We start from the raw sequence: 12670 nt of genomic DNA, 5'->3' as shown, positions 1-12670 counted from the left end.
GCCGCTACGCGGCGGGGAACTCGTACGCCTCGACCTCCGCGAGGTACCGCGCGCGCAGTTCCTCGTCGTCCTCCAGGAAGGAGGCGAGGAACGAGTTGCGGGCCAGCTCCCGCAGCCGCTCCCCGGTCAGGCCGAGGGCCTGGCGCACGGCGTCGAAGTTGTCGCCCGCGTAGCCGCCGAAGTAGGCCGGGTCGTCGGAGTTCACCGTGCACATCAGGCCCGCGTCGAGCATCGCGGGCAGCGGGTGGTCGGCGAGGGTGTCGACCGTGCGCAGCCGCACGTTGGACAGCGGGCACAGGGTGAGCGGGACGCGTTCGCGCACCAGCCGCTCGACCAGCGCCGGGTCCTCCACCGAGCGCAGTCCGTGGTCGATCCGCTCGACGCCGAGGACGTCGAGGGCCTCGACGACGTACGCGGGCGGCCCCTCCTCGCCGGCGTGCGCGACCCGGCGCAGGCCGAGGGCGGCGGCGGCCTCGTACACCTCGCGGAACTTCACCGGCGGGTGGCCGACCTCGGCGGAGTCGAGGCCGACGCCGGTGATGCGCTCGAGGTACGGCCCCGCCGCGTCCAGCGTCCGCATCGCCGACTCGGCGGACTCGTCGCGCAGGAAGCAGAGGATCAGCCGGGTGGAGACGCCGTGGTTCTCCCGACTGGCGCCCAGTGCCCGCCACAGCCCCTCCACCACGGTGCCCATCTCCACGCCCCGGGCGAGGTGGGCCTGCGGGTCGAAGAAGATCTCGGCGTGCCGGACGCCCTGGGCGGCGGCGCGGGCGAGGTAGGCGTTGGCCAGGTCCTCGAAGTCCCGCTCGGTGCGCAGGACGGCCATCAGCTCGTAGTACAGGTTCAGGAAGGACTGGAGGTCCGCGAAGCGGTACGCCTCGCGCAGCGCCTCCTCGTCCGCGTACGGCAGGGACACGCCGTTGCGGGCGGCCAGCGCGAAGGCCAGCTCGGGCTCCAGAGTGCCTTCGATGTGGAGGTGCAGTTCAGCTTTGGGCAGGGGCATCAGAGCATCGTACGGCGGTTTCACCGACGTTTCGGAACCGGTACGCGGGTGAGGTCGCGGGCCACGGTCAGCTCGCCCGCGTAACCGGCCGCGCGTGCCTGCCGTTCGAACTCCTCGGGGTCGGAGTAGCGCTGGCTGAAGTGGGTGAGCACCAGGTGCCGTACGCCCGCGTCCCGGGCCACCCCGGCGGCCTGGCCGGCGGTGAGGTGGCCGTGGTCGGTGGCGAGGGTCTCGTCCTCGTCGAGGAAGGTGGACTCGATGACCAGCAGGTCGCATCCCTCGGCGAGCGCGTGCACGCCCTCGCAGAGCCGGGTGTCCATGACGAACGCGAACCGCTGGCCGCGGCGGACCTCGCTGACCTCGTCCAGCGGGACGCCGTGCAGCGAGCCGTCGCGCTGGATGCGGCCGACGTCGGGGCCCTTGATGCCGTGCGCGGCCAGGCGGTCGGGCAGCATGCGGCGGCCGTCGGGCTCGGTGAGCCGGTAGCCGTACGACTCGACGGGGTGCGACAGCTTGCGGGCGTCCAGGGTGTAGGCCGGGGTGACCGCGAGGGGGCCGTCGGCGTCGACCGGGGCCTCGGTGAGGGCGACGGTCTCGCGGTAGGCGGTGGCGTACCGCAGGCGCTCGAAGAACCGCTGCCCGGAGCGCGGGTAGTGGGCGGTGATCTCGTGCGGGACCCGGTCCAGGTTGATGCGCTGGATCACCCCGGCGAGGCCCAGGCTGTGGTCGCCGTGGAAGTGCGTGACGCAGATCCGGTGCAGGTCGTGGGCGGCGACCCCGGCGCGCAGCATCTGGCGCTGCGTGCCCTCGCCGGGGTCGAACAGGATGCCCTCGCCGTCCCAGCGGAGCAGGTAGCCGTTGTGGTTGCGGTGCCGGGTCGGGACCTGGCTGGCGGTGCCGAGGACGACGAGTTCGCGTACGGACATGGTGGGTGGCGGTCCGGTCCTGCCCGGGTTATCCGGGGGGCCATTCGAGGCCGCGGCCGCCGAGTACGTGGGCGTGCGCGTGCCAGACGGTCTGCCCGGCGCCGCTGCCGGTGTTGAAGACGGTGCGGTAGCTGTCCAGCTTCTCGTCGTCGGCGACGGCCTGGGTCTCGCGCAGCACGTCGGCGGCGAGCTGCGGGGCCTCGGCGGCGAGGGCGGCGGCGTCCTTGTGGTGTGCCTTGGGGATCACCAGGACGTGGGTGGGGGCCTGGGGGTTGATGTCCCGGAACGCGACGGTCGTCTCCGTCTCGCGGACGATCGTCGCGGGAATCTGCCCTGCGACGATCTTGCAGAACAGACAGTCGTCCTGGGGTTCGCCAGCCACTTGGCTCTCCTCACGCCGGTGATCTTCTGAGGGCATGGTATCCGCCGTAGCTGCGGGCAGTCGTGCCGCTGGGGCGACGGGGGTCCCCCCTCTCGAGCGAAGCCGAGAGGGGGGAGGGTGGGCGCTGGGGGTACCTCCCAGGCCGTTCAGGCACTGGGGGAGGCACCCCGCTGCGCCGGGCCGCGACACCCGCCTCCGGCCGACTACGGCAGGCTCGGCGGCGTCTTCGCCGGAGTCTCCTCCAGCGCCGCCAGCGCCAGCGCGATCGCCTCGTCCAGCTGGGGATCGCGGCCCGCCGCGTGGTCCTGCGGGCGTTGGGGGACCTCGACGTCGGGGTCGACGCCGTGGTTCTCCACGCCCCAGCCGTACCCCTCCAGCCAGAACGCGTACTTCGGCTGCGTGATCAGCGTCCCGTCCACCAGCCGGTAGCGGCTGTCGATGCCGATGACGCCGCCCCAGGTGCGCACGCCGACGACCGGGCCGATGCCGAGCGCCTTGATCGCGGCGTTGACGATGTCGCCGTCCGAGCCGGAGAACTCGTTGGCGACCGCGACGACCGGCCCGCGCGGCGCGTCCTGCGGGTAGCTGGTCGGCCGCATGCCGCGCGGCAGGTCCCAGCCCACGATGCGCCGGGCCAGCTTCTCCACCACGAGCTGGGAGGTGTGCCCGCCGCGGTTCTCGCGGACGTCGACGACCAGGCCCTCCCGGGCCACCTCGACGCGCAGGTCGCGGTGGATCTGGGCCCAGCCGGGCGCCTGCATGTCGGGGACGTGCAGGTAGCCGAGCCGGCCGCCGGACTTGTCGTGGACGTAGGCGCGCCGGTCGGCGACCCAGGCGTGGTAGCGCAGCGGCTCCTCGTCGGCGAGCGGGACGACGACGGCGTGCCGCACCTCGCCGCCGCCGGACGGCGAGACGGTCAGCTCGACCGGCTTGCCCGCCGTACCGACGAGCAGCGGGCCGGGACCGGTGACCGGGTCCACGGCCTGCCCCGCGACCGCGACGATCGCGTCCCCGGCGCGCACCGCGACCCCGGGCGCGGCGAGCGGGGAGCGGGCGTCGGGGTCGGAGGTCTCGGACGGCAGGACCCGGTCGACGCGCCAGGTGCCGTCCTCGTGGCGGGAGAGGTCGGCGCCGAGCAGCCCCTGCCGCGCTCCGGAGCCGTGGCCGCCGCGCGGGGTGACGTAGGCGTGCGAGGTGCCGAGCTCGCCGTGCACCTCCCACAGCAGGTCCACCAGGTCGTCGTGGGTGGCGACGCGGTCCAGGACGGGCCGGTAGCGGTCCAGGACGCCGTCCCAGTCGACGCCGTTCATGTCGGCCCGCCAGAAGTGGTCCCGCATGATGCGGCCGGTCTCCTCGAACATCTGCCGCCACTCGGCGGCCGGTTCGACTCGCTGGCGGACCCGGGCCAGGTCGACGGTGACGTTGGTGTCGCTGTCCTCGTCGCCGGAGGCCCGCCGGTCGCTGGGCACGACCTTGAGCCGGCCGTCGGTCCACAGCAGCACCCGCTTGCCGTCGCCGCTGACCTCGTAGTGGTCGGCGTCGCCGCCGAGGTGCTCGACGCGCTGCTGGGCGAGGTCGTAGCGCTCCAGCTCGGTGTTGGGGTCGGGGTCCTCCGGGGTGGCGCGGGAGGCGCCGAGGACGCCGGTGAGCGGGTGGCGCAGCCACAGGACGCCGTCCTTGGCGGCGCGCAGCCGGGAGTAGCGGGCGGCCTCGACCGGGAAGGGCACGATGCGGTCGGCGAGGCCCTCGATGTCGATCCGGGTGGTGGGGGTGCCCTCGCTGTCGGGGGTCTCCTCGCGGTCCGGCGTCTCGAAGGGGCGGCCGTGCCGCTGCGGGCCGAACGGCGAGGGCGTGGTCGCGGCGAGGGTGATCAGGTAGGGCCGGGCGCCCTCGACGAAGGCCAGGTCGAAGACGTGCTCGTCGTAGACCGGGTCGAAGGAGCGGGTGGAGAGGAACGCGAGGTGCTTGCCGTCCAGGGTGAAGGCCGGCGAGTAGTCCTTGAAGCGCAGCGGCGTCGCCTCGCTCACCGACAGGTCGGTGGTGTTGGCGAGCTTGAGCTGGCGCAGCGGCTCCGGACCCGGGTGCGACCAGGCGAGCCAGGCCGAGTCCGGCGAGAAGACCAGGCCGGACGCGTCGCCGTCCTCGCTGCGGTCGACCTCCCGGACCTCGCCGCTCTCGCGCTCGACGAGCAGGATCCGTCCGTCGTGCGAGGCGACGGCGACACGGCTGCCGTCGGGGGCCGCGGCGAGGTTCAGCACCCGGCCGAGCTGTCCGGCGGCCAGGCGCCGCGCGGTGGCGCCGGGGGCGAGCCCGGTGGCGGGCGCGAACTCCAGGGCGTCGTCGCCCTCGGCGTCCGTCACCCACACCACCCACTCCTCGCCCTCGGCGCGGAAGCTGCGCGGCAGCCGGTTGCGCACACCGGGGGTGGCCGCGAGCGCGCGGGCGGGCCCGGAGCGGTGGGTGACCCAGTGCACGCCGCCGCGTACGGCGACGGCGCTGCCGCGCGCGGTGTGGTCGGGGGACGCGGAGCCGAACCAGCGGCCGGCGTTAACCGGGTAGGGCTGGAGGTCGACGCGGGCGCCGCCGAGCCGGATGTCCAGGCGGCGCGGCTCGGCGCCGTCGAGGTCGTCCAGCGTCCACAGTTCACCGGCGGACGAGTAGACGACGCGGGTGCCGTCGGTGGCGGCGTGCCGGGCGTAGAAGCTGTCGAGGGGCGTGTGCCGGCGCAGGTCGTCGCCGTCGGCGAGGGAGGAGTAGAGGGCGCCGGTGCCCTCGTGGTCGGAGAGGAAGGCGATGCGGTCGCCGACCCAGAAGGGGTACTCGATGTTGCCGTCGAGGTCGGCGTGCAGGCGGACGAACTCGCCGTCGTCCTCGCGGTCGATCCACAGCTTGCCCGCGGTGCCGCCCCGGTAGCGCTTCCACCAGGCGGCCTCGCGGCCCATCGGGGCGGACAGCAGCACGGTGTGCGGGCCCTGGGCGACGTCGCCGACGGGGCCGTAGGGCAGGGTGGTCGCGGGTCCGCCGTCGAGCGGGACGGCGCGGGCCCAGCTGCGGCGCAGGCTGGCCTGGCCGTAGGTGCTGAGGGCGAGGACGCGGCCGTCGGCGGTCCAGCCGCGTACCTGGGTCCTGATGCTGCCCCAGTGGGTGAGGCGCTTGGCCGGGCCGCCGTCGACGGGCGCGGCGTGCACCTCGGGCGCGCCGTCACGGGTGGAGGTCCAGGCGACCGTGGTGCCGTCGGGCGAGATGCGCGGGTGGTTCACCGGCACGTTGTCGGCGCTGACCCGCCAGGCGCGGCCGCCGTCGAGCGGGGCGAGCCACACGTCGTCCTCGGCGGTGAAGGCGACCAACTCGCCGTGCGGGTGCGGAAAGCGGAGGTAGGCAGGCGCTGCGGGCTGAGTCACCCCCATACCCTATGCAGGGGCGCCGCCCGCCGACAGAGGTTTGGATCACTTCCCGGCCGCGGACCCCGTCCGGCTACTTGCCCTCCACCGGCCGGCAGTGCGGGTCGTCCGGGCACCAGATGGTCCGGGTGACGGTCACGGTGGGCCCCGGCCCGTTCTGGGAGGGCCGGTTGGCGGGCGGCGCGCTGGTGGCGTCGCAGTCGCCCAGCCCCTTGACCCGGAACCACTCCTTGCCGTCCACCTTCGCGGTCAGGTTCCCGCGCACGCAGGCGCCGTTGACGACCTTGGTGACCTTGCCGTCGACGGTGATGTCCTGGCCGGTGTCCGTCCTGCCCTCGCAGTCGACGGAAGCGACAGCTTCCTCGGTGGCCGAGGCGGTGGTGCCCTTGTCCCCGAAGGAGGCGGTGCAGGTGAGCCATTGCACCTTCGCCTTCTGCCGCTCCAGTTCCCGGGTGACGGTCTGGTCGGTCGTGTACGCCACCGAAGCGGAGCTGAGCCCGCCCGGGTCGCACGCGACGAGACCGCCGACGGCGACGGCCGAGCCGACAGCCACCGGAATCATGCGCCGAATCCGTCTCAAAGCCCCCATGGAGGGCAGCCTGCCACCGCACCGGGACCGGCGGTAGGGCGCATACGGCCACTCCTCACTACCGTGGGCGCCATGGGCGACGACCGCAGGCAGCGCAGGCTCGTGGTGGACGAACGCACCACCTGGCTGTGGAGCCACCGGCAGAAACGCGGGCGCGACGGCGTCTGGCGGGACGCGCTCACGCTGTACCGGGACGGCGTCCGGGTCCGGTTCGTCTTCCGCGCGGGCGCGCCCGGCTCGGGCCGGTGGACCACGGAGGGCGGCTCCTGGTACGAGGGCTGCGTGGGCGACGGCCGCGGCCACCTGCTCAACCTGCGCGAACCCGGTGTCGTACGGGCGCTGGTGGAGGAGGCCGGGCGGCGCGGGCTGCTGCCCGGGCGCGGGGACGGAGACGGCGAAGGGCGCGGGGACGGGGAAGGGGCAGGGCCGGTGGAACTGGACGGCTGGGACCTGTTCCCGGCCGTGGCCGCCGCCGTCGACGGCTGACCGGGCGGGGTCAGGACCAGCGGCCGGTGCGGGCCAGGAGCACGGCGGTCGCGGCGGTGCCCGCGGTGGAGGTGCGCAGGACGCTGCGGCCCAGCCGGTAGGGCGCCGCGCCGGCCTTGGCGAACAGGGCCAACTCGTCCGGGGACACCCCGCCTTCGGGGCCGACCACCAGCACGATGTCGCCGGAGGAGGGAAGTCCGGCGTCGGACAGGGGGACGTCGCCGCTCTCGTGGAGTACGGCGGCGAAGTCGGCGTCGGCCAGAAGTGAGGCAACCTGCTTGCTGCTCGCCGCGTCCGCGACGTCGGGGAAGCGGACCCGGCGGGACTGCTTGCCGGCCTCCCGGGCCGTCGCCCGCCACTTGCCGAGCGCCTTCAGACCGCGCTCGCCCTTCCACTGGGTGATGCACCGGGACGCCGCCCAGGGCACGATCGCGTCGACCCCGACCTCCGTCATCGTCTCGACGGCCAGCTCACCGCGGTCGCCCTTGGGCAGGGCCTGGACGACGGTGATGCGGGGCTGCTCGGCGGGCTCCTCGCGCACACCGTCCGGGACGGTGACGACCAGGCGGTCCTTGCCCTCGGCGGCTTTCACGACGCCCTCGGCCCAGTGGCCGTTCCCGTCGGTGAGGACGACGTCCTCGCCCGCCCGCAGCCGCTTCACGGAGACGGCGTGCCGTCCTTCGGGGCCGTCCAGGACGTACTCCCCCGCGGGCAGGTCCTCCGGCCGCAGGGAGTCGACCACGAACACCGGTGCCGTCATCGGGCGCCGCCTCCCGTCGCATAGCCCGACCGCCCCGACAACGCTGTCCCGGCGGTGGCGAGTTCGGCCAGCAGCACCTCCACCAGCTGTCCGGCGGGCAGCTCCCGGGCCATCCGGTGGCCCTGCCCCGCCCACAGCGCCATGCCCTGCGCGTCGCCCGCCTTCGCCGCCGCCTTGCGCACCGGCGCGGTGAGGTGGTGCACCTCGGGGTAGGCGGCGGGGGCGTAGGGGCCGTGCTCGCGCAGGAAGCGGTTGACCAGGGCGCGGGCCGGGCGGCCGGAGAAGGCGCGGGTGAGTTCGGTGCGGACGAACAGCGGGTTGGTCAGCGCCTGCTTGTGCAGGTCGTGCGCGCCGGACTCCGGGGTGGCCAGGAAGGCGGTGCCGAGCTGGGCCGCGCTCGCGCCGGCGGCGAGGACGGCGGCGATCTGGGTGCCGCGCATGAGGCCGCCGGCGGCGACGATCGGCAGGCTCACCGCCTCCCGGACCTGGGCGACCAGCGACAGCAGACCGGTTCCCGAGCCGCCGGTCTCCGGGTTGTCCCGGTGGGTGCCCTGGTGGCCGCCTGCCTCGACGCCCTGGGCGATCACCGCGTCGGCCCCGGACTGCTCGACGGCCCGGGCCTCGTCCACGGTGGTCGCGCCGACCAGGGCGAAGGTGCCCACGCGGTGCAGGGAGTCGACGACCTCCCGGCTCGGGACGCCGAAGTGGAAGGACACCACCGGTACCGGGTTGTCCAGCAGTACGGCGAGTTTGGTGTCGTAGCCGTCGTCCCGGCCGCAGTCGGGGTCGCCCAGCTCCGTCTCGTACCAGGCGGCCTCACCGGCCAGCTGGTGGGCGTAGACGTCCACGGCGGCGGGGTCGGCCGCCTCCGGGTGCGGGAGGAAGAGGTTGACGCCGAAGGGCCGGCTCGTCAGTCCCCGCAGATGCTTGATCTCCTGGTACATCCCGTCCGCGGTCTTGTACCCGGCGGCCAGGAAGCCCAGCCCGCCCGCCTCGGACACCGCGGCCGCGAGCTGCGGCACGGAGACGCCGCCCGCCATGGGCGCCTGCACGATCGGGTAGGGGAAGAGATCGGTCAGTGCGGAGGACATGACGGCATGTTGTCACGTCCTCCGCACAAGTCCGAATCCGGGCTTCCGTTGGCATACGCCAGAAGCATCCGCATCCCCGGAAGGACCTCAGCGCCCGTTGAAGGCGTCCTTCAGGCGCGAGAACAACCCCTGCTGCCCCGGCTGGAACTGACCCGTCGGCCGTTCCTCGCCGCGGAGCTTGGCCAGCTCGCGCAGGAGGCGTTCCTGTTCGGGGTCGAGCTTGCCGGGGGTGGTGACCTCGACGTGCACGATGAGGTCGCCCCGGCCGCCGCCGCGCAGGTGGGTGACGCCCCGGCCGTGCTTCGGGATCGACTGGCCGGACTGGGTGCCCGGGCGGATGTCGACCTCCTCCATGCCGTCGAGCGTCTCCAGCGGCACCTTCGTGCCGAGGGCCGCCGCCGTCATCGGGATGGTGACCGTGCAGTGCAGGTCGTCGCCGCGCCGCTGGAAGGTCGAGTGCGGCAGCTCGTGGATCTCGACGTACAGGTCGCCGGCCGGACCGCCGCCGGGGCCGACCTCGCCCTCGCCCGCGAGCTGGATCCGGGTGCCGTTGTCGACACCGGCCGGGATCTTCACGGTCAGGGTGCGCCGGGAGCGGACCCGGCCGTCGCCCGCGCACTCGGGGCACGGGGTCGGGACCACGGTGCCGAAGCCCTGGCACTGGGGGCAGGGCCGCGAGGTCATGACCTGGCCCAGGAAGGACCGGGTGACCTGCGAGACCTCACCGCGGCCGCGGCACATGTCACACGTCTGGGCCGACGTGCCGGGCGCCGCGCCCTCGCCGTTGCAGGTGTTGCAGACGACGGCCGTGTCGACCTGGATGTCCTTGGTCGTACCGAACGCGGCCTCGTCCAGCTCGACCTCGATGCGGATCATCGCGTCCTGGCCCCGGCGGGTGCGCGAGCGCGGCCCGCGCTGCGACGCCGTACCGAAGAACGCGTCCATGATGTCCGAGAAGTTCCCGAAGCCACCCGCGCCGAAGCCGCCCGCGCCACCGCCGGCGGCCTGCGACAGGGGGTCGCCGCCGAGGTCGTAGACCTGCTTCTTCTGCGGGTCCGACAGCACCTCGTAGGCGGCGTTGATCTCCTTGAACCGCTCCTGGGTCTTCGGATCGGGGTTGACGTCCGGGTGCAGCTCGCGCGCGAGCCTCCGGAACGCCTTCTTGATCTCGTCCTGGGAAGCGTCGCGGCGCACGCCGAGTACGGCGTAGTAGTCCGTGGCCACCTACGACTCCGCCAGGATCTGTCCGACGTACCGTGCCACTGCGCGTACCGCTCCCATCGTTCCCGGGTAGTCCATGCGGGTCGGTCCGACCACGCCGAGCTTGGCAACCGCCTCGCCGCCCGAACCGTAGCCGACCGACACGACGGACGTTGAGTTGAGTCCCTCGTGGGCGTTCTCATGACCGATCCGTACGGTCACGCCCGGATCCTTCGCCTCGCCGAGCAGCTTGAGGAGCACGACCTGCTCCTCAAGTGCCTCCAGCACCGGCCGGATCACCAAGGGGAAGTCGTGCCCGAAGCGGGTCAGATTGGCGGTGCCGCCGATCATCAACCGCTCCTCGTTCTCCTCGACCAGCGTCTCCAGGAGAGTGGAGAGCACGGTGGAGACCGTACCGCGATCCTCGGCCTCGAACGCCTCCGCCAGATCTTCCACCAGAGACGGCACATCCGTGAAACGCCGTCCCGCGACCCGGCTGTTGAGCCGCGCCCGCAGATCGGCCAGCGACGCCTCGCCGAACGGCGCCGGGCAGTCGACCATCCGCTGCTCGACCCGGCCGGTGTCCGTGATCAGCACGAGCATCAGGCGCGCGGGCGCGAGCGAGAGCAGCTCCACGTGCCGCACGGTCGAGCGGGTCAGCGAGGGGTACTGCACGACGGCGACCTGCCGGGTGAGCTGCGCGAGCAGCCGCACCGTGCGGGCCACCACGTCGTCGAGGTCGACGGCGCCCTCCAGGAAGTTCTGGATGGCACGCCGCTCGGGAGCGGTCATCGGCTTGACGCCGGCCAGCTTGTCGACGAAGAGCCGGTAGCCCTTGTCGGTCGGGATGCGCCCCGCGCTGGTGTGCGGCTGGGCGATGAACCCCTCGTCCTCCAGGGCCGCCATGTCGTTGCGCACGGTGGCCGGGGAGACGCCGAGGTTGTGCCGCTCGGTGAGGGCCTTGGAACCGACCGGTTCCTCGGTGCCGACGTAGTCCTGGACGATGGCGCGCAGCACCTTCAGCCTGCGTTCACTGAGCATTCGGCGCGCACCTCCAGCTGTCGTCCGCCCGTTTCGGCCTGTCTTACCTGTCTGTCCTGGCACTCATGGCTCGCGAGTGCCAGACTTCCCCGGCCCAGTGTACGGCCGTGGGGTACGCCCGCGGCAAGGCCGGGACCAAGCCGTTAGCGTCGTCGCCGTGACGGTGACTTGGGCAGAGCTGGGCTGGGAGCGGCTGGCGGACGGCGTGGGGCGGTGCCGGCTGCCGGGCTGGGACTGCACGGCGGGGCTGGTGCTCGGCCCGGACGCGGCGCTGATGGTGGACGCGGGGTCGAGCCTGGACGAGGGCACCCGGTTGCGCGAGGAGGCTCGGCGGCTCGCCGGACGCCGTGTGACACATCTCGCGCTGACCCACCCGCACTTCGACCACGTCTTCGGCGCGGCGGCCTTCCCCGACGCGGAGGTGTACGGCGCGGCCGGCACGGACGCGTTGTTCGCGCCGGGCGGACAGGGACGCCAGGCGCTGCGCGCGGACGCGGTGGCGGAGGGCCTGGACCCCCGGCGGGCGGCCGAGGCGGCCGACGCGCTCGTCCCCGTCCGGCACGAGGTCCGCGGCGAGCGTGGGCTCGGCCTGGGCGGTGGACGGCAGGTCCGGCTGGCCGACGTGGGCCCGGGGCACACCGGGCACGACCTCGCGGTGCTGGTGCCGGGCACCCCGGCGGTCGTCTTCTGCGGCGACCTGGTCGAGGAGTCCGGCGAGCCGCAGGCGGGCCCCGACGCCGTACCGGAGCACTGGCCGGCCGCCCTGGACCGGCTGCTGGAGCTGGGCGGCGACGACGCGCTGTACGTCCCCGGTCACGGAGCGGTGGTGGACGCGGCCTTCGTCCGGGCCCAACGGGACGCGCTGGCCGCCCGGTTCGGCGTGTCGCGCTGATCACGGGGCGGGTGTTCCTCGTATCGTCGGCAGAATGCGCCAGTACTCCGCCGACCTGACCCCTCCGTGGAAGAAACCGCAGCCCGTTCCCGAGGTACCGGCCGATCCCGGCCTGGTGGTCGAGGAGCCCGGCACCGGGTTCTGCGGCGCCGTGATCGGCTGCGAGGCGGGCACGGTGACCCTGGAGGACCGCTTCGGCAAGCACCGGGTGTTCCCCATGGAACCGCGCGGCTTCCTGCTCGAGGGGCGGGTGGTGACGCTGGTCCGCCCGTCCTCCCCCGGCCCCGCGCGGTCCGCCCCCTCGCGTACGGCGTCCGGTTCGGTCGCCGTCCCCGGTGCCCGCGCGCGGGTGGCGCGCGCCGGGCGCATCTACGTCGAGGGGCGGCACGACGCCGAACTGGTCGAGAAGGTCTGGGGCGACGACCTGCGCATCGAGGGCGTCGTCGTGGAGTACCTGGGCGGCGTGGACGACCTCCCGTCGATCGTCGCCGACTTCGCCCCGGGCCCGGACGCCCGGCTGGGCGTCCTGGTGGACCACCTGGTCCCGGGTTCGAAGGAGTGGCGGATCGCCCAGTCGGTGACGAGCGAGCACGCGCTGGTGGTGGGCCACCCGTACATCGACATCTGGGAGGCGGTGAAGCCGGCAGCGGTCGGCATCGAAGCCTGGCCCCGGGTGCCGCACGGCCAGGACTGGAAGACGGGGGTGTGCCGGGCGCTGGGCTGGCCGTCGGAGAACACCGGGGCGGTGTGGCAGGCGATCCTGGCGCGGGTCGGGTCGTACAAGGACCTGGAGCCGGAGTTGCTGGGCCGGGTCGAGGAACTGATCGATTTCGTGACGGCGTGACGTTGTTTCACCCGGCCGGTGAATCCAGCCCCTCCGGCGTTTGAGGAGCGGGGGT

12 protein-coding genes are annotated in these 12670 nt (G+C 73.6%); 3 read left to right on the top strand and 9 right to left on the bottom strand.

Annotated features, from left to right (window positions below; all coding sequences use genetic code 11):
* Positions 1-4: 4 nt before the first annotated feature.
* From B9W62_RS25980 to B9W62_RS25960, 5 genes are all read right to left on the bottom strand, one after another.
* Positions 5-1003, bottom strand: a complete 999-nt coding sequence (locus B9W62_RS25980) for an adenosine deaminase (RefSeq protein ID WP_179235672.1) — start codon at positions 1001-1003, stop codon at positions 5-7.
* Positions 1004-1023: 20 nt separating this feature from the next.
* Positions 1024-1929 carry a ribonuclease Z gene (locus B9W62_RS25975; protein ID WP_087809417.1) on the bottom strand — a complete coding sequence of 302 codons (906 nt, stop codon included), beginning with the start codon at positions 1927-1929 and terminating at the stop codon, positions 1024-1026.
* Between the two features lie 28 nt (positions 1930-1957).
* On the bottom strand, positions 1958-2311 hold the full coding sequence (locus tag B9W62_RS25970) for a histidine triad nucleotide-binding protein (RefSeq protein WP_087809415.1): 354 nt from the start codon (positions 2309-2311) through the stop codon (positions 1958-1960).
* Between the two features lie 203 nt (positions 2312-2514).
* On the bottom strand, positions 2515-5718 hold the full coding sequence (locus B9W62_RS25965) for a S41 family peptidase (protein ID WP_087809414.1): 3204 nt from the start codon (positions 5716-5718) through the stop codon (positions 2515-2517).
* 67 nt (positions 5719-5785) lie between these two features.
* The gene (locus B9W62_RS25960) at positions 5786-6274 is read right to left on the bottom strand and encodes a hypothetical protein (protein ID WP_179235671.1); all 489 of its coding nucleotides are present in this window, start codon (positions 6272-6274) and stop codon (positions 5786-5788) included.
* Between the two features lie 99 nt (positions 6275-6373).
* Between B9W62_RS25960 and B9W62_RS25955 the strand changes: the two genes are divergently transcribed.
* Positions 6374-6787, top strand: a complete 414-nt coding sequence (locus B9W62_RS25955) for a hypothetical protein (protein WP_179235670.1) — start codon at positions 6374-6376, stop codon at positions 6785-6787.
* A gap of 10 nt (positions 6788-6797) precedes the next feature.
* Here B9W62_RS25955 and B9W62_RS25950 read toward each other — a convergent pair whose 3' ends face one another.
* From B9W62_RS25950 to hrcA, 4 genes are all read right to left on the bottom strand, one after another.
* A complete protein-coding gene (locus B9W62_RS25950) occupies positions 6798-7547 on the bottom strand; it encodes a 16S rRNA (uracil(1498)-N(3))-methyltransferase (RefSeq protein WP_087809411.1) in 750 nt (249 codons plus the stop codon).
* Complete coding sequence (locus tag B9W62_RS25945; RefSeq protein ID WP_087809409.1) at positions 7544-8638, bottom strand: nitronate monooxygenase; 1095 nt, start codon at positions 8636-8638, stop codon at positions 7544-7546. Before B9W62_RS25945 ends, B9W62_RS25950 begins: the two co-directional genes overlap by 4 nt.
* A gap of 87 nt (positions 8639-8725) precedes the next feature.
* On the bottom strand, positions 8726-9862 hold the full coding sequence (gene dnaJ, locus B9W62_RS25940; RefSeq protein WP_003976250.1) for a molecular chaperone DnaJ: 1137 nt from the start codon (positions 9860-9862) through the stop codon (positions 8726-8728).
* Complete coding sequence (gene hrcA / locus B9W62_RS25935) at positions 9863-10879, bottom strand: heat-inducible transcriptional repressor HrcA (protein ID WP_030180918.1); 1017 nt, start codon at positions 10877-10879, stop codon at positions 9863-9865.
* Between the two features lie 157 nt (positions 10880-11036).
* Between hrcA and B9W62_RS25930 the strand changes: the two genes are divergently transcribed.
* Complete coding sequence (locus B9W62_RS25930) at positions 11037-11771, top strand: MBL fold metallo-hydrolase (RefSeq protein ID WP_087809407.1); 735 nt, start codon at positions 11037-11039, stop codon at positions 11769-11771.
* Between the two features lie 34 nt (positions 11772-11805).
* Complete coding sequence (locus B9W62_RS25925; protein ID WP_087809406.1) at positions 11806-12615, top strand: DUF3097 domain-containing protein; 810 nt, start codon at positions 11806-11808, stop codon at positions 12613-12615.
* Positions 12616-12670 lie beyond the last annotated feature (55 nt).

The organism is Streptomyces sp. CS113, assembly GCF_002188365.1.
GTDB lineage: Bacteria > Actinomycetota > Actinomycetes > Streptomycetales > Streptomycetaceae > Streptomyces > Streptomyces tendae.
This window is presented reverse-complemented; position numbering and strand designations above follow the sequence as displayed.